Source organism: Streptomyces sp. NPDC028314 (assembly GCF_055565795.1).
This window is the reverse complement of record NZ_JBVHTP010000021.1, coordinates 94,588-111,530: the sequence shown is the minus strand read 5'-3', so window position 1 is coordinate 111,530 and position 16,943 is coordinate 94,588. Positions and strand designations below refer to the sequence as shown.

Sequence of the window (16,943 nt, the reverse complement as noted above, 5' to 3'; positions counted from 1 at the left end):
GATTTTCATCGCCGACAAGGCGCTGCACCCGATGCGGTTCGCGAACATACGTGGGTGTGAGTTGTGTACGGGGCGGGCTGCCTTTTCCCGCAGGGCACCGCTCACTGCTGCCCTGCGGCCTCCCACTCCTGATGCGCGGTGCGGACGCGGTGCCACAGCTCCGCCCGAGCGACGGTGTCGACGTCGGTCAGTTTCAGGTGGAACACGTCGGCCAGGACGTCATACCAGTCGTCGGCCGACTCAATGATCCGCTGGTCTGTGCCTTCGGCGTCAATCCGGTGCAGCACACAGCCGCGCAGCATGTCCACGCCCTTGGCGTCGCGCAGCTGGGCCTGGAGGACCCGCACGAAGCCGGACTCGGGGGACGCTGACAGGTGAGCGTGCTTCGCGGCGAACGAGGACAGCTCCACGGGCTCCGGCGTGAAGACCATCGCCGCGAACGCGCCGCGGGGATCGTGGGTGAACCGCCAGCCCCCGGGCACCACGGCCGACGGAGCCATCCCGTAGGTGAACGGCCCCTGGGTATATCTGCCTTCGCGCAGAGGCAACGGCTCGTACATGCCGCCGGCGAGCCCGGTATCGACCAGCCACCGCTCGCCGTCCAGCAGCACGGTGAGCGCGAGATGGTCACCACCGGGGCCCTCCGGGTCCTCGACCTCATCCTGTATCCCGGCCCGGTGCAGGGTCACGTCGTAGCCGAGCGCCGTCAGCAATACGGCGAAGGCCCCGTTGAGGTGGAAGCAGTAGCCGCCGCGCCCGCGCAGGATCCGGGCCACGGACTCCGCGGCACTGATGCCCGCCGGTCGGCCCAGTTGGTTGTCGAGGGTCTCGTAGGCGACCCGTTCTACCTGTGCCCGATGCAGTTCCCACAACGTATCGGCGGTCGGGGTGGCCGGCCGCTCCACCCCCAGCACGGCCAGATACCCATCGATGCCGATCATGATCCCCTTCAGCGTCCGAACGGCTGATCAGAATCGGTCGACCGTTCATCGATCAGTCGCAACAGGTCAGGGAACTCAAGACTTTTTCCCCGCCGGATGTCTATCACCGTGCTCCGGGAATCGGACAGCGATTTTCACAGTCGCCGCCGGTTGACCAGTGCGGACGTCCTCGCCTCCCACCGCTCGGGTGACAAGCTGCGCACTGTTGCGAGGACGCTGGTGGTGGCGGTACGCCAGGCGTCGTGCCTTTTTTTTTGGGGGGGCTCTGGCCTCCCCGACACCGGATACTTGGACCCCGCCAAACACCAACGCCCGCGCCCGGCTTTCCGGCCCTGGCGGGCCCCCTACCCCGCCGAGAGCGCCAGCGTCGGGGACAGGCGGGCTGCGCGGACTGCGGGGTAGAGGCCTGCCACCGTGCCTATGGCGAGGGTGGAGGCGAAGCCGCCCGTGACCGCCCAGAGGGGGACCACCCAGGGGAGGTCGCCGGCTCGGGCGTAGACGGCCGTGGCCGCGCCGCCCAGGACGATGCCGGCCAGGCCGCCGAGGCCGGACAGGAGCAGGGATTCCGTGACGAACTGGATCCGGATCTGCCCCTTGGTCGCGCCCAGTGACCGGCGCAGGCCGATCTCGTGGCGCCTCTCCAGGACCGAGATGATCATGGTGTTGGCCACGCCGACCCCGCCCACCAGGAGGGCGATCCCGCCGAGGCCGAGCAGCAGGGTGCTGAAGGCCCCTTCCGTGGCGGCCTTGGCCTGCAGGGCCGCCGAGGGGTCGGTGACGGACACCGCGCTCGGGGTCTGGGGGTTGGCCGTCCGGCCGATGAGGTCCCTGACGGCGGTGACCCGGTCGTCCGCCGAGCGTTCGTACACGGCCGTCGGGTGGCCGTCGAAGCCCAGCAGCTGCTCGGCCGCCTCCCATCCGACCAGCGCGGAGCGTTCGATCTCCGGGGCCAGCGGAACCGGCTCCAGGATGCCGATCACGGTGAAGTAGCGGCCGCCGATGAAGACCTGCTGCCCCGGCTCGGTGATGCCCAGCCGCTGCGCCGAGACGTGGCCGAGCACGACGGAGGGGTAGCGGCCGGTGGCGGCGTTCAGCCAGGTGCCCCGCCCCATCCGCGCGCGGAGGGTGGTGAGCAGGTCGTCCTTGGCCGCCTTCACCGCGATCGCGCCCGTCTCCTCCTTCGGGATGTTCTCCGAGCGGCGTACGGACTCCCGCACGTCGCCGGTCGTACCGACCGACTCGACCCCCTCGATACGGGAGATCATGCCCGGGGCGTCCTTGGGCAGCTTCGTGTCCTGCCCCGTGAACATGGACTGCCCCGGGGTCGCGACCAGCATGTTCGTACCCAGCTTGTCGAGCTCCTGGAGCAGTTTCGCCTGGCTGGACGAGGAGATCCCGACCACCGCGATCATCGTGGCGATGCCGATCGCGATGCCGAGTGCCGAGAGGAACACCCGCATGGGCCGGGACCGCAGTCCCGCCGATCCGACGTGGAACACGTCGCGCGGGGACAGCCTCGGCGGCGTGAGCCGGCGGGTACGGGTACGGGTACGCGCCCGGGCCCCGGCGGGGTCCTTCGTATCGGCGCCCATCACGCACCCACCCCCAGCCCCGCCGCCGCGTTCCAGACGTCCGCGACGATCTCGCCGTCCCGGATCCGCACCTGCCGGGGGAGGCTCGCCGCGATCTCGTTGTCGTGGGTGATCACGGCGATGGTGGCCCCGTCCCGGTTCAGCTCGTGCAGCAGCTCCATCACCGACTCGCCGGACGCCGTGTCGAGGGCACCCGTCGGCTCGTCGGCCAGCAGCAGGTCCGGTTCGCCGGCCACCGCCCGGGCGATGGCGACGCGCTGCTTCTGGCCGCCGGACAGCTCGTGCGGCCGGTGGTCCGTCCGGTCGCCGAGGCCGACCCGCTCCAGCGCCCGGGCGGCCCGGCGGCCGCGCTCGGCGCGCGAGAGGCCGGAGTACAGCAGCCCCTCGGCGACGTTCGCCAGGGCGCTGATGCCGGGCACCAGGTGGAACGACTGGAAGACGAAGCCGACGTGGCGCGAGCGCAGCGCGGACAGGGCCCGGTCGGACAGGGTCGCGATGTCGTGCCCGGCGATGGACACCTGGCCGGCGGTCGGCCGGTCCAGCGTGCCGACGATGTGCAGCAGGGTGGACTTGCCGGAGCCCGACGGGCCGACGATGGCGAGGAGTTCGCCGCTCATCACGGTCAGGTCGACCCCGCGCAGGGCCGAGACCCCGCCCGGGTACTCCTTGGTGACCCCGGCCAGCTCCACGACCGCCCGCGCGAGCCGGCGCCCGCCGTGCCCGCCCGCGTCACCCTCGAGGGGCTGGTTCTCGTGGAGTGTCATGTCTTCGGGACCCCTACCTGCATGCCCTCCTTGAGGGAGTCCCCCTTCACCTCGACCCGCCCCTGGCCGAACATGCCCAGCTCGACCCGGACCTCGCGCACCGTGCCGTTCTCGACCACCTGCACGCCGAAGCCGCCGCCGGTGAGGGCGAGCAGCGCGTTGACCGGTACGGAGAGCACGCCCGTGCGGGTCTCCCCGGTCAGCCGTACGGTCACGGGTGCCTGGTCGGGGGCCTTGACCTCCGAGGCGTTGTCGAGGGCCACGTTCACCTCGACCTTCGGCTTCTTGTCGCCGCCGCCACCGCCCCCGCCCCCCGAGGACGGGTCGTCCGGGTTCGCCGTGCTGCCCACCGACTCGATCTTCCCGGTGGCCGCTGCGCCGCCCGGCAGGACGATCGTGACCGGGTCCCCGGTCTTCGCCGCCGCCGCCTTCGCCACGTCCAGCTGGAAGCGGACCGAGCGCTGCGTCCCGGTCAGGGTCATCACCGGTTTGCCGGGGGCGGGCTCGTCGCCCACCGCCGCGTCGTTCTTCTGCACCCGCTGGGGCCCGGAGGCGAAGGCGACGTCCTCCTTGGCGACCTCGCCGGTCTCCTTCACCGCGTGCGCCTTCTGCCACCGTTTGACGGCCGAGGCCGTGCCCGCCGTGAAGGTGCCGTCCTGCGCGTCCAGGCCGGTTCCGTAGCCGAGCGCGACCAGGTTCCGCTTGAGCTGCTTGACGTCCTCGCCCTTGTCCCCGGCCTTCAGCGGCCGGTACATGGGCATGGTCCCGTACATCAGCCGCACCGCCCTGCCGTTGACCTCGTACAGCTTCCCGTCCCGTTCGACGGCGGAGCCCTCGGCCGCCGCCCAGGTCAGCACCCCGGGTCCGGCCGCGTTCAGCTTGCGCTCCTTCGCGTACCCGAGGGTGCCCTCGACCTGGAGCCCGGAGCTGAGGTCGCCGCGCCTGACCGGCGAGGTGCCGGGCGGGAGGCCGTCGGTGCGCTGGTCACCGGAGCGGCCGGAGTCCTTCTGCGGGTCGGCCATGACCACGTAGCCGCCGCCGGACGCGGCGAGCAGTACGGCCAGCGAGGCCAGCAGCCACCCGCCCCGCTTCCTCACGCCGCTTCACACTTCTTCTGGGCCTCCTCGAAGGCCTTCTCCTGCCCCTTGGGTATCTCGGTGGCGCTCTTCATGCCGCCGTTGTACTCGGGGTCCTTGAGGTTCACGCCGTGCTCGCGCATGCACTGGATCCACTTGAGTTCCTTGTCCTTCTCCTCCTGCGTGGGGCCGCCGCCGGAGCCGGGCGCCTTCAGCCCGCAGGTCTCCATCGCCTTCTGCATCTTCTCCGGGTCGGCCCCGCCGCCCAGCGTCATCCCGCGCGGGTCCTGGCCGGGCTCCGGGTCGGGGGCGTCGATGCCCTGCTCGCGCAGGCACTTGCGCATCTTGAGCGCGTCGTCGGCGATCTTCCCGCTGTCGCCGCCGCTGCTGCCGCCGCTGCTCCCGCTCGACGCGTTGTTGCCGGAGGCGTCGTCCTTCTTGCCGTCCGAGGAGCCGCCCCCGCCCGTGCACGCGGTCACGAAGAGGGTCAGGCCGGTGAGGACCGCGGCCGTGCTCATGGTCATGGATCGCTGTGTGGGTCGCTTCATGGGCCCGACCCTGCGGCACACCGGGATTTCGCTTCCCTCTCCCACCGGGCTTACGACGAGGAAATGTCCTTCTCCGGTAAAGAGGACGCCATGCGAGTTCTGGTGGTGGAGGACGAGGAGTTCCTCCGGGAGATGATCGCCGAGGGTCTGCGCGGGGACGCGCTCGCCGTCGACGAGGCGGGCGACGGCCTGGAGGCCCTGCGCCGTCTGCGCCTGGGGGAGTACGACGTCCTCGTGCTCGACCGCGATCTGCCCGGCCTGCACGGTGACGAGGTCTGCCGCCAGGTGGTGCGCGAGCAGCTGCTGACCCGGGTGCTGATGCTGACCGCGTCCGGGACCGTACGGGACCGCGTGGAGGGCCTGGGCCTGGGCGCCGACGACTACCTCACCAAGCCCTTCGCCTACGACGAGCTGCTCGCCCGCGTCCTGGCGCTGGGCCGGCGCGCCCGTCCCGCCCTGCCGCCGGTACTGGAGCGTTCCGGCCTGGCGCTGGACACGGCGCGCCGCTCCGCGACCCGCGACGGGCACCGGCTCGCGCTCTCCCGCAAGGAGTTCGCCGTGCTGGAGGCGCTGCTGCGGGCCGACGGTGTGGTCCTCAGCAGTGACGACCTGATCGAGCAGGTGTGGGAGGAGGACACCTCGTACAGCACCAATGCGGTACGGGTGACCCTGAGCAAGCTGCGCGCCAAGCTGGGCGAGCCGCCGCTGATCGAGACCGTTCCCGGCGCCGGCTACCGGATCAGTGGTCCGCGATGAGAGCAGTGCTCCGTTCCGAGCGCGCCCGCCTCACCGCCCTCTACGGCGCGCTGCTCCTGCTCGCCGGCGGCGGCCTGGTCGCGCTGGTCAACGTACTGGTCCGCAAGGGCCTCTACTCGCGCATCAACGGCGCCGTCACCACCGTCATGCCCGCCTTCCGCCAGGGCGAGCAGCCCCCGGTGCCGGGCGAGAAGGTGTGGGTGCCGGCCGAGCGGCTCCCGCCCGGCAGCATGCCGACGCCGGAGCAGATGGAGTCGTACCGCGTCACCCGCAACGTCTCCGACGCCGTCGAACAGGCCACCCTCCACGAGCTCCTCGTCGTCTCCCTCGTCGCGCTCGCCGTCTTCGCGGCGGCCTCGATGTGGCTGGCCTGGTGGATGGCCGGGCGGGTGCTGCGCCCCGTCGGAGTGATCACCGAGACGGCCCGGCGGCTGTCCGGCGCGAACCTGCACGAGCGGATCGGCCTCCAGGCCCCGCCCGGCGAGCTCAAGCGGCTGGCCGACACCTTCGACGGGATGCTCGACCGGATGGAGGACCTGGTCGGCGCCCAGCGCCGGTTCGCCGCGAACGCCGCCCACGAGCTGCGCACCCCGCTCGCCGTCCAGCGGGCCGCCGCCGAGATCGGGCTGGCCGGGGAGCCGACGCCGGAGAAGGTGGCCCGCATCCGCAGCAAGCTGATCGGCGTCGCGGAGTCCAGCGAGCACCTCATCGAGTCGCTGCTGCTGCTCGCGGTCTCGGAGGAGGGCCTGGAGGCGACCGCTCCGGTGGACCTGGCGGCCCTCACGGAGGCGGAGCTGGCGGCTCCGGAGATCACGGCGGCGGCGGCCGGCGGGCTGAGGGTCGTACGGGACCTCGCGCCGCTGACGGTGCCGGGGGACCGGACCCTGCTGGGGCACCTGGTCCGGAACCTGCTGGCCAATGCCGTACGCCACAACCGCGCGGGCGGTGAACTGCGCGTCGCGACCTCCGCCGACGGGCTGCTGACGGTGTCGAACACCGGGCCGGTGATAGAGCCGGCCGACGTGCCGCGCCTCCTGGAGCCGTTCCGGCGGCGCGCGGAACGGCAGCACACGGCCGGTGAGGGCGCGGGTCTGGGGCTGTCGATCGTGGCCTCGATCGCGCGGGCGCACGGCGCGGAGCTGTCGGCGCGGGCCAATCCGGGCCCGGAGGGCGGGCTGACGATCCGCGTGGGCTTCCCGGTGATCACGCCCGCCCGGAGCGCACCGGCCGCGGTGCCGCCGACTGCGTAGCCGACGGGGCGGGCCGGCCCCGTGGGCCGGCGCGGTGGGCCGGCTCGGTGGGCCGGAGCGGTGAGCCCGCTCCGTGCGCCGACGCGGTGAGCCGGCTCCGTGCGCCCGCTCCGTCCGCCGACCGCGTAAGGCCGACGCCGTAACGCCGACGCCGTGAGGCCGGCTCCGTAACGCCCCCTCCGTAACGCCGGCTCCGCCGTCCGGGCCAACCGTGCCAACGCGTTCCGCCGTTCAACGGATTCGAAGACCGGCTGTGTACGGTCGGTTGAATGAGCAAGCACGTGCGAGCCCGCTCCTTCCGGTCCGTCCTCGTCCGCAAGCCCGCCCGGCCCCGCAATACCCGGGGGCTCGTCCTCGTGGCGGGCCTGGGGCTGCTGGCCTTCTCGATCGGGTGGCTCCACGCCCCCGGCGACGCCCCGGGGGCCGCCGCCGCGCAGGCCGCCTCGGACGCCCGCCCGCCGGCCGCCTCGTACCGCGGTGAGCGGGCCGAGCGCGGCGAGCGCGGTGACCACCGGGGTGCGCTCAGCGGCTCCGCGGCCCTGCCGGGCCTCAGCGGGACCACCCGCGCCCGGATCCCCGACGAGTCCCGGCAGCTGGTCGTGGTCTCCGGCAAGGCGGTGGACTCCTCGGAGTCCACCGCCACCCTGTGGACCCGCCCGGCGCCGGGCGGCGAGTGGATCCGGGCCGAGAGCTGGCCGGCCCGCAACGGCGCCAGGGGCTGGTCCCCGGCCGACCGGCGGACGTACGGGGACCTGACCTCCCCGCAGGGGGTCTTCTCCCTCACGGACGCGGGCGGCCTGCTGCCGGAGCCGCCCGGCACGAGGTTCCCGTACGACATGGACGGCGGCTTCGTCGCCTCGGGCGCCGGTGTGAACGGAGAGTCCCTGGAGGGTTCCTTCGACTACGTCGTGGCGATCGACTTCAACCGCCGCCAGGGGGTGTCCCCGCTGGACCCGGCCATGCCGGACGGGGAGGCCCGGGGCGGCAACATCTGGCTGCACGTGGACCACGACGGCCCCTCCCAGGGCTGCGTCGGCATTCCCAAGGAGGCGATGAGGAAGCTCCTCGTCACCCTGGACCCGGCGGCGCATCCGGTCATCGTCATGGGCCCGCAGGGCTTCTGACCGCGGCGGCCCCCGCCCCAGGCCCCGCCCCAGGCCCCGCCCCAGGCCCGGCCCCAGAACCCGCCCCCGCCCCGGCCCGGCGCCCCCGCCCCAGCAGCCCGATGTACGCCAGGTCGAACACGGCGCACAGCACCCCCAGCCCGAGGATGAACGGCGCCCCTTCGATCAGCCCGAACAGGAAGGTCGGCGCCAGCGTCCCGAGCCACTTCGCGACGGCGATGAGGAGCGACTGCCCGCGCGGCCCGCGCCGGCCGGCGTAGAGCGCGATGAACAGGCCGGACATCAGGAGGTTCTGGAGGAACGCCGAGTACCGGCTCGCGTCGTGCGTCCCGAAGTGCGCGAGGAACAGCCACTGCACGGCGAAGGCGCTCGCGAAGACGAGGGCGCTCCACACCGCGAACAGCGGCCGGGTGACGAACTCCGGCAGTTCCGCCCGCCCGAAGCGCAGGTACGTGCCGATGATGGCGATGTCCGCGACGGCCCAGACGACGTTGACCACGCCCTGGGCGGACACCCCGCCGAGGAACTCGTTCACCGCGTAGGTCGACTCCCACGCGAAGTTCAGGGCGAGCGCGGCGACCGGCATCGCGTACGTCCGGTCCCGCAGCCCGACGCGGATCGCCTCCGCGTACACGACGGTCCACGCCACCCCGCTCACCAGGGTCAGAAACAGTTCCACGCACGTCTCCCGCGCTCGCAGCCATCCCGGGCGCCCGCACCTTAGACCCGGCCCGCCCCCGGACACCAGCGGCCGGACCCGGGGCCCCCCGGGCGGCCCCCGGCCCGCCCCCGGGCGGCCGCGGGGCCCCGTCGCTCCCCCGGCCGCCGGAACGGTCGGCGGCGCGCACCCCTTGCCTGACGGACCGTCAGCTATGACGATGGCCACCGGCGCCCACACGGCGAACCGGCAGGGCGGTCAGGCGAAGGCGAGGCGGGGACGGTCATGGCGCGCGTGTTTCCGGAAGGCCGGCTGGTGTACGGGATGCAGCTCCCGATCCAGTCGCAGAGCACCATCTATGCCGAGCCCTGGGAGGCCGCGGCCACCGCCGCCGATCTCGCCGAGGTGGCGAGGGCCGCGGACCGGGCCGGCTTCGGGTACGTGGCCACCTGCGACCACGTGGCCGTTCCGCGGCGCATGGCCGGGCCCATGAGCACCGTCTGGTACGACCCGGTGGCCACCCTGGCCTTCCTGGCCGGTATCACCGAGCGGGTGCGGCTGCTGAGCCACGTGGCGATCGTCGGCCTGCGCCACCCGCTGGTCACCGCCAAGCAGTACGCGACCCTCGACCACCTCTCCGGGGGCCGCCTGATCCTCGGGGTGGGTGCCGGGCACGTCCAGGAGGAGTTCGAGGCGCTGGGCGTGGACTTCGAGCGCCGGGGGGCCGTGCTGGACGAGACGCTGGACGCGCTGCGCGCAGCCCTCGGGCCCGAGGAGTACCCGGAGTTCGAGGGCGAGCTGTTCTCCTTCAAGGACCTCGGGCAGCTGCCCCGCCCCGCCCAGGCGCGGATCCCCGTCTGGGTCGGCGGTTCCTCGCCCGCGGCCGTACGGCGGGCGGCCGTGCGCGGGGACGGCTGGCTCCCTCAGGGGGACCCGCGCGAGAAGCTCCCGGCGCAGATCGCCCGGATCAGGGAGCTCCGCGAGGCGGCCGGGGTCACCGGCCCCGTCGAGATCGGGGCCATCACCGAGGCGCTGTACGTGGGCGAGCCCGGCTGGGACACCGGGCGCCGCGCACTGACCGGCAAGGCGGAGGCGCTCGCGGAGTCCCTGCGGGAGTACGCGGCGCTGGGCGTGGACCAGATCCAGGTCCGCTTCCGCAGCCGGGACCGCGCCGAACTGACGGACCAGATGGCCGCTTTCGGCGCCGAAGTGGCGCCCCTCCTCAACGACTGAACGACTGAACGACTGACCGGACGACGGAACGACCGGACGACTAGGAGACCGCGACATGGGCTTGGGCACTGGCACGGGCACGGGCAAGCTGGACGGGCGCGTCGTCATCATCACCGGTGCGGCGCGCGGCCAGGGCGAGCAGGAGGCCCGTCTCTTCGCCGCGGAGGGCGCCAAGGTGCTCCTCGGTGACGTACTGGACGAGCAGGGCGCGGCGGTCGCCAAGGAGATCGGCGAGGACCGGGCCCGCTACGTGCGCCTGGACGTGAGCCGGGAGGAGGACTGGGCGGCGGCGATCGCGGCGGCCAAGGAGGCCTTCGGTCCGGTCAGCGGCCTGGTCAACAACGCGGGCATCCTGCGCTTCAACGAGCTGACCGCGACCCCGCTGGAGGAGTTCCAGCAGGTCGTCCAGGTCAACCAGGTCGGCGCCTTCCTCGGCATCAAGTCCGTGGCGCCCGAGATCGAGGCGGCCGGCGGCGGGACGATCGTCAACACCTCCTCGTACACCGGTCTGACGGGCATGGCGTACGTCGGCACGTACGCGGCGACCAAGGCCGCGATCCTGGGCCTGACGCGGGTGGCGGCGCTGGAGCTGGCGGCGAAGAACATCCGGGTCAACGCCATGTGCCCGGGGGCGGTGGACACGCCGATGGCCAATCCGGGGCTGCTGGATCCGGCGGGCATGACGGACGAGGCCCGGGACGCGATGGCGGAGCTCTACAAGCGGGTGGTCCCGATGGGCCGGGTCGGGCAGCCGGAGGAGATCGCGAAGCTGGCCCTCTTCCTGACCGGCGAGGACTCCTCGTACATCACGGGGCAGCCGTTCGTCATCGACGGCGGCTGGATGGCGGGCGTCAGCATCCTCTAGCCACCGGCACCGGCACCACATATCTGATGGAGCGTCAGGTATTGACGCTTCCGCCCCGGCGGTGGAACAGTCGGGTCATCGAATCTGACGCAACGTCAGAAACCAAAGGACGGTGAACCCCCTTGGAATTCGGGCTCTTCGTGCAGGGATACGTGCCTGAGGCGCGGTCCAAGGTCGACCCCGAGGCAGAGCACAAGGCGCTGATCGAGGAGACCGAGTACGTCATCCAGGCCGACAAGTCCGGCTTCAAGTACGCCTGGGCCTCCGAGCACCACTTCCTGGAGGAGTACTCGCACCTCTCGGCGAACGAGGTGTTCCTCGGCTACCTCGCCCACGCCACCGAGCGCATCCACCTCGGTTCCGGCATCTTCAACCCCCTCGCCCCGGTGAACCACCCGGTCAAGGTGGCCGAGAAGGTCGCCATGCTCGACCACCTCTCCAAGGGCCGCTTCGAGTTCGGCACCGGCCGCGGCGCGGGCAGCCACGAGATCCTCGGCTTCCTCCCGGGCATCGAGGACATGAACGGGACCAAGGAGATCTGGGAGGAGACCATCGCCGAGTTCCCCAAGATGTTCCTCCAAGAGGAGTACGAGGGGTTCAACGGCAAGCACTGGTCGCTGCCGCCGCGGAAGATCTTCCCCAAGCCGTACGGCAAGGCCCATCCGGCCATGTGGTACGCCGCCGGGTCGCCGTCCTCGTACGCCATGGCCGCCAAGAAGGGCCTCGGCGTCCTCGGCTTCAGCGTCCAGAAGGTCTCCGACATGGAGTGGGTGCTGGAGCAGTACAAGACCGCCATCCAGGAGGCGAAGGCCATCGGCGCCTTCGTCAACGACAACGTCATGGTCACCTCGACCGCGATCTGCGCCGAGACCCACGACAAGGCCGTCGAGATCGCCGTCAACGCCAACATGAACCGCTTCCAGTCGCTGGTCTTCCGCTACCACGACACCTTCCCGCGGCCCGAGGCGATCCCGCAGTGGCCCGAGACCCTCCCCGAGTACAACGCGGAGATCATCGAGCTGCTGATCGCCGAGGAGCTGCTGATCTGCGGTGACCCCTCCGAGGTGCTCCAGCAGTGCAAGCGCTGGGAGCAGGCCGGCGCCGACCAGCTCTCCTTCGGCCTGCCGACCGGCGTGTCGTACGAGGACACGATGACCACCGTCAAGCTCATCGGCGAGCACGTGATCCCGAAGATCGACACGGACCCGGTCCACCGCACCACCCGCTTCCGCCAGAGCGCCTGACCGGCGGAGGAACCCGGGGCGGCGTCTTCCCGGACCGCCGTCCCGTACGGAGACGGCCGGAGTGCGCACGGGCCGCGGCCTGCCGTGCGCGCTCCGGCCGGACCCATGCCCGGCCGCGCCCGCCTCGCACGGGCCCCGCTCGCGTGACCGAAGAAGGGACGTCATGCTCGACCACCTGATCAAGGGAGCCACCGTCGTGGACGGGACCGGCGCCCCCGCGTTCGTCGCGGACGTCGGCATCCGGGACGGCCGGATCGTCGCCATCGGCGACCCCGGCACGGTCACGGAAGAGGCGCGGACCGCCGAGGACGCCACCGGCCTGGTCCTGACCCCCGGGTTCATCGACCCCCACACGCACTACGACGCCCAGCTGTTCTGGGACCCGTACGCCACGCCCTCCATGAACCACGGCGTCACCACCGTCGCCGGCGGCAACTGCGGCTTCACCCTGGCCCCCCTCAACCCCGACCGCCCCGAGGACGCCGACTACACCCGCCGCATGATGAGCAAGGTCGAGGGCATGGCACTGGCCGCCCTGGAGGAGGGCGTCGACTGGACCTGGTCCACCTTCGGCGAGTACCTCGACGCCCTGGAGGGGCGGATCGCCGTCAACGCCGGCTTCATGGTGGGCCACTGCGCGCTGCGCCGCCACGTGATGGGCGAGGACGCCGTCGGCGGCCGGCCCACCGAACAGCAGATGGAACAGATGCTGGCCCTCTTCCACGACGCCATGAACGCCGGCGCCTGGGGCCTGTCCACCACCCAGTCCTCCACCCACTCCGACGGCTCCGGCGCCCCGGTCGCCTCCCGGCACGCCGAACCCGCCGAACTCCTCGCCCTCTCCCGCGCGGTCGCCGAACACGAGGGCACCCAGCTGGAGGCGATCGTCGCGGGCTGCCTCGACCAGTTCGCCGACGAGGAGATCGACCTCTTCGTCGAGATGAGCGCCGCCGCCGGCCGGCCCCTGAACTGGAACGTCCTCACCATCGACGCCGCCGTCCCCGAACGCGTCCCGCGCCAGCTGATCCCGAGCGAGCGCGCCCGCAAGGCCGGCGGGCGGATCGTCGCGCTGACGATGCCGATCCTGACCCCCATGAACATGTCGCTCGGCACGTTCTGCGCGCTCAACCTCATCCCCGGCTGGGGCGAGATACTCGGCCTGCCCGTCCCCGAGCGGATCGCGAAACTGCGCGACGCCGGCGTACGGGCCGAGATGCTGCGCCGCGCCGACAGCAAGGAGGCCGGGGTCTTCCGGCGCCTCGCCAACTTCGGGCGCTACGTCATCGGCGACACGTACAGCAAGGAGAACGAGGGCCTGTCCGGCCGCGTCGTCAACGACATCGCCGCCGAGCGCGGGCAGGACGCCTTCCACTGCCTGGTGGAGATCTGCGCCAACGACGACCTGCGCACGGTCCTGTGGCCGATGCCCACCGACAACGACCCCGCCAGCTGGGCCCTGCGCCAGGAGACCTGGCAGCACGAGGACGTCATGCTGGGCGGCTCGGACGCCGGCGCGCACCTGGACCGGATGTGCGGAGCCCCGTACACGACCCGCTTCCTCGGCGACTGCCTGCGCGGCCGCAAGCTGCTTCCGCTGGAGCAGGCGGTACGGATGCTCACGGACGACCCGGCCCAGCTGTTCGGCCTGCGCGAACGCGGCCGGATCAGCGAGGGGTTCCACGCGGACCTGGTGCTCTTCGACCCGGAGCGGATCGAGGCCGGGCCCGCGACGCTCGTCCACGACCTGCCCGGGGACAGCCCGCGGCTGGACGCGCGGGCGATCGGCATCGTGTCCGTACGCGTCAACGGCGTGGAGACCATCCGCGACGACGAGGTGACCGGAGCGATCCCCGGGATCGTGCTCCGGTCCGGCCGGGACACGAGGACGGTGAGCACCCGATGAGCCCGGCGCGGCCCCAGCGGCTGTACATCGGCGGCGAGTGGGTGGAACCCGCCGCCGGCCACTACGAGGTGGTCAACCCGGCGGACGAGTCGGTCGTCGGCCTCGCCCCCGAAGCCACCCGCGGCCAGGTCGAGGAGGCCGCCCGCGCCGCGGCGCAGGCCTTCGAGGGCTGGTCCCGTACGACTCCCGAGGCGCGGGCCGCGATCCTCGACCGGGCGGCGGACATCATGCAGCGCGAGTACGAGCCGTGGGCGGCGCTGGCGCAGGCGGAGACCGGCGCACCGACCGGCATCGCGCGCGGCATGCAGGTCGGCGTCGGGGTGGCCCGCTTCCGGCGGTACGCGAAGGGCGCCCTGGAACCGGTGGAGCGGGGCCTTGCGCCGCAGGTCACCGAAGCCGGCCCGATGGGGAAGGCGAGCATCCTGGGCGCGCTGGAGGTGCGCCAGCCGGTCGGCGTGGTCACCTGCATCACCTCGTACAACAACCCGTGGGCGAACCCGGCGGGCAAGGTGGCCCCGGCCCTGGCCATGGGCAACACGGTGGTCGTCAAGCCGGCCCCGCAGGACCCGCTGTCGGTGTTCAAGATGGCGGACGCCCTCCACGAGGCGGGTGTCCCGGCGGGCGTGGTCAACGTGGTCTGCGGCACCTCGGTGGAGGTGGGCGAGGCCGCGGTGGACTCCCCGGACGTGGACATGGTGTCGTTCACCGGCTCCACGGGCGTCGGGCAGCGCATCGCCGAGGTGTGCGGCCGGAGCATGAAGCGGCAGCTGATGGAGCTCGGCGGCAAGGGCGCGGCGGTCGTGTTCGAGGACGCCGACCTGGACGCGGCGGTGATGGGGATCGGCACCACCTTCTCCTTCTACTCCGGCCAGATCTGCACCGCCCCGACCCGGGTGATCGTGCACCGGTCCGTGTACGGACAGCTGGTGGAGAAGCTGACCGGCTACCTGGCCTTCATGAAGGTCGGGGACCCGGGCGTACGGGGAACCGTGGTCGGCCCGGTGATCTCGGCGGCGCACCGCGACCGCGTCGAGTCGTACGTCGAGCTGGGGAGGAAGGAGGGCGCGCGGATCGCGTACGGCGGCGAGCGCCCGGTCGTCGGGGCGGGCCGCGGCTTCTACGTGGCGCCGACCCTGCTGGTGGACTGCACGAACGACATGCGGGTGGTCCGCGAGGAGATCTTCGGACCGGTCGTCGTGGTCGTCCCCTTCGACGGACCCGACGGCGGGGAGGACGAGGCCGTCGCCCTGGCCAACGACAGCGACTTCGGGCTGCTCAGCTACGTGTGGTCCGGGGACTCGGCGCGGGCCTTCCGCGTGGCGCGGCGCCTGCGCGCGGGCGGGGTCGGCATCAACACGATCGGCCGGAACATGGAGGCCCCGTTCGGCGGCTTCAAGCGGTCGGGCGTCGGTCGCGACGTCGGCTCGTACGCCCTGCACGCGTACAGCGAGATCCAGTCGATCGTCTGGCCGGGCTGACCCCGGACGCCGTGCCCGGGGGCCGAACCCGGGGCACGGCGTCGCGGGCTAGCTGTGCAGGACGCCGGTACGGGCGGCGATGCCTCGGAGCTCGGGTGTGGTGCGTCCGGAGAGCAGCAGGCCTGAGACGAGGGACTTCACAGCTGGCCGGGCGTGGGTCTCCTGAGGTGCCCAGTACTCAGCCTGGAGGAGAGCGCGGATGCATTCGTCTCTCCGGCCCCATTGGGCGAACGCCTTCGCGCGGTCGGTGAAGTAGAGAGCGCGCCGCTCCTTGGTGGGGAGTGCCTGGGGGGCAAGGGCATCCGCGGCAGCGATGGCGGCCGAAGGATCACCGGCGGTGTTCTCCGCCGAGATCAGGTGCAGCTGCACGGTGGCTCGGCTGAACCCGCCGTTGGTATCCCGAAGGTGGGTGACGGCGCCCAGGCTGTTGGCGATGGCGGTAGCCTCGCCGGTCAGCTCACGCATGCCGGCTTGATCGCGTTGATGGGCGACGGTGTAGGCAGCGCACTGGACCAGCAGACCTCGCTGGGCGCTCCCGGCGTTCCCGAGCTCACGCAGGGCCGAGTCGTCAGCGGCGTTCAGAGCGAGGGTGAGGGCCTGGTCGTGCCACCCCGCCTTGCGGGCGAGGACGGCCTGCTGGCGGGCTGCCTCCGCGACCGCCAGGGGCGCCCCGGCGGCGGCTGCGAACTGCCGGGCGCGGTCGGCTGCCATCCAGCCGAGCTGCGGTTCGTCGAGCTTGACGAGGATCCGCGTCGCCAGGAGGTAAGCCTGCGCGAGCACGGGGAAGTTGTCGCTGTCGCTGGTGGACCGGTGCCCGGTGGAGAGCAGGCGCGGGAGCCGGAGGGCGAGGCTGGAGTACGCGCAGTCATTGAAGTCGGTCAAGGCGCGGTGCAGTTCCGCCGCAAGGAGGTCCAGGGGCGTGTCGGAGGCTGTGGGGCCGAGCCCCAGCATCGCATCGCGCAGCCCCGCGACGAGCGTCTCGCCGAGCTGCGCCTCCTCGGCCTTGGCCGGGGCGGCGCCGGCGACAGGAGCCCCCATGGCGGCCGCCGCGGTGACCGCCAGGTTCGCGAGTAGTTGCCTTCGCCGCAGCACCGGGTCCTCTCCGTCAACGCGCCCTGGGATTCCCAGAGTAGGGGCGGGCAGGCCGGGATACGGCCCGGTTCGCTGACTGAGCGGCTCCGGATGGGCGCCCGTGGTCGGGGCGAGACCGAGGGCCTGCGGTGGGATATCGAGCGCCCGGGCGAACCTCTGGAGCACGGAGACGTCCGTCATGGCGGACTTTCCGCGCTCTAACCGCGATACCTGGGCGGCCGAGTAGCCGGTCAGCGACCCGAGCGTGGCCAGGGTCATGCCGCGGGTTCTGCGCGTCCGGCGGACCACCTCGCCGGGTGCGGCCGTCGCTGTGACGGTCACCTGCGCCTTGCGCACTGCATCCATATCCCCGTCCTGGTGTGGCCGAGGCCGCGTGGCCCCTCTCGGAGGAGGCGCGCACGCGGCCGTCCGTACTTGCA

15 protein-coding genes are annotated in these 16,943 nt (G+C 72.3%); 8 read left to right on the top strand and 7 right to left on the bottom strand.

The window, feature by feature from the left end; all coding sequences use genetic code 11:
• Positions 1–101 precede the first annotated feature (101 nt).
• The 5 genes from ACZ4TG_RS35135 to ACZ4TG_RS35115 form a co-directional block, all read right to left on the bottom strand.
• Complete coding sequence (locus ACZ4TG_RS35135; protein ID WP_468171394.1) at positions 102–941, bottom strand: arylamine N-acetyltransferase family protein; 840 nt, start codon at positions 939–941, stop codon at positions 102–104.
• A gap of 344 nt (positions 942–1,285) precedes the next feature.
• Positions 1,286–2,533, bottom strand: coding sequence for an ABC transporter permease (locus ACZ4TG_RS35130; RefSeq protein ID WP_468171391.1), 1,248 nt, complete (start codon positions 2,531–2,533; stop codon positions 1,286–1,288).
• On the bottom strand, positions 2,533–3,297 hold the full coding sequence (locus tag ACZ4TG_RS35125; protein ID WP_468171388.1) for an ABC transporter ATP-binding protein: 765 nt from the start codon (positions 3,295–3,297) through the stop codon (positions 2,533–2,535). The genes ACZ4TG_RS35130 and ACZ4TG_RS35125 overlap by 1 nt, the downstream gene beginning before the upstream one ends.
• Positions 3,294–4,394, bottom strand: a complete 1,101-nt coding sequence (locus ACZ4TG_RS35120; protein WP_468171385.1) for a peptidoglycan-binding protein — start codon at positions 4,392–4,394, stop codon at positions 3,294–3,296. Before ACZ4TG_RS35120 ends, ACZ4TG_RS35125 begins: the two co-directional genes overlap by 4 nt.
• Positions 4,391–4,897 carry a hypothetical protein gene (locus ACZ4TG_RS35115; RefSeq protein WP_468171382.1) on the bottom strand — a complete coding sequence of 169 codons (507 nt, stop codon included), beginning with the start codon at positions 4,895–4,897 and terminating at the stop codon, positions 4,391–4,393. Before ACZ4TG_RS35115 ends, ACZ4TG_RS35120 begins: the two co-directional genes overlap by 4 nt.
• A gap of 114 nt (positions 4,898–5,011) precedes the next feature.
• Between ACZ4TG_RS35115 and ACZ4TG_RS35110 the strand changes: the two genes are divergently transcribed.
• The 3 genes from ACZ4TG_RS35110 (at position 5,012) to ACZ4TG_RS35100 (ending at position 8,051) form a co-directional block, all read left to right on the top strand.
• The gene (locus ACZ4TG_RS35110) at positions 5,012–5,677 is read left to right on the top strand and encodes a response regulator transcription factor (RefSeq protein WP_468171379.1); all 666 of its coding nucleotides are present in this window, start codon (positions 5,012–5,014) and stop codon (positions 5,675–5,677) included.
• Positions 5,674–6,927, top strand: a complete 1,254-nt coding sequence (locus ACZ4TG_RS35105) for a sensor histidine kinase (protein WP_468171376.1) — start codon at positions 5,674–5,676, stop codon at positions 6,925–6,927. The genes ACZ4TG_RS35110 and ACZ4TG_RS35105 overlap by 4 nt, the downstream gene beginning before the upstream one ends.
• 269 nt (positions 6,928–7,196) lie before the next feature.
• Complete coding sequence (locus tag ACZ4TG_RS35100; RefSeq protein ID WP_468171373.1) at positions 7,197–8,051, top strand: L,D-transpeptidase family protein; 855 nt, start codon at positions 7,197–7,199, stop codon at positions 8,049–8,051.
• Here the strand turns inward: ACZ4TG_RS35100 and ACZ4TG_RS35095 are convergent.
• On the bottom strand, positions 8,029–8,730 hold the full coding sequence (locus tag ACZ4TG_RS35095) for a transmembrane-type terpene cyclase (protein WP_468171370.1): 702 nt from the start codon (positions 8,728–8,730) through the stop codon (positions 8,029–8,031). The genes ACZ4TG_RS35100 and ACZ4TG_RS35095 overlap by 23 nt on opposite strands.
• A gap of 264 nt (positions 8,731–8,994) precedes the next feature.
• Between ACZ4TG_RS35095 and ACZ4TG_RS35090 the strand changes: the two genes are divergently transcribed.
• The 5 genes from ACZ4TG_RS35090 (at position 8,995) to ACZ4TG_RS35070 (ending at position 15,432) form a co-directional block, all read left to right on the top strand.
• A complete protein-coding gene (locus ACZ4TG_RS35090) occupies positions 8,995–9,942 on the top strand; it encodes an LLM class F420-dependent oxidoreductase (RefSeq protein WP_468171367.1) in 948 nt (315 codons plus the stop codon).
• A 55-nt stretch (positions 9,943–9,997) separates the two neighbouring features.
• Entirely contained in the window at positions 9,998–10,807 is an 810-nt protein-coding gene (locus tag ACZ4TG_RS35085) for an SDR family NAD(P)-dependent oxidoreductase (protein WP_468171364.1), read from the top strand.
• A gap of 122 nt (positions 10,808–10,929) precedes the next feature.
• A complete protein-coding gene (locus ACZ4TG_RS35080) occupies positions 10,930–12,051 on the top strand; it encodes an LLM class flavin-dependent oxidoreductase (protein WP_468171361.1) in 1,122 nt (373 codons plus the stop codon).
• A 61-nt stretch (positions 12,052–12,112) separates the two neighbouring features.
• Positions 12,113–13,954 carry an N-acyl-D-amino-acid deacylase family protein gene (locus ACZ4TG_RS35075; RefSeq protein WP_468171358.1) on the top strand — a complete coding sequence of 614 codons (1,842 nt, stop codon included), beginning with the start codon at positions 12,113–12,115 and terminating at the stop codon, positions 13,952–13,954.
• Positions 13,951–15,432: an aldehyde dehydrogenase family protein gene (locus ACZ4TG_RS35070; protein WP_468171355.1), complete on the top strand. Its 1,482-nt coding sequence runs from the start codon at positions 13,951–13,953 to the stop codon at positions 15,430–15,432. The genes ACZ4TG_RS35075 and ACZ4TG_RS35070 overlap by 4 nt, the downstream gene beginning before the upstream one ends.
• Before the next feature lie 48 nt (positions 15,433–15,480).
• Here the strand turns inward: ACZ4TG_RS35070 and ACZ4TG_RS35065 are convergent, their stop codons facing one another.
• On the bottom strand, positions 15,481–16,869 hold the full coding sequence (locus tag ACZ4TG_RS35065; protein ID WP_468171352.1) for a helix-turn-helix domain-containing protein: 1,389 nt from the start codon (positions 16,867–16,869) through the stop codon (positions 15,481–15,483).
• Between the last annotated feature and the right edge of the window lie 74 nt (positions 16,870–16,943).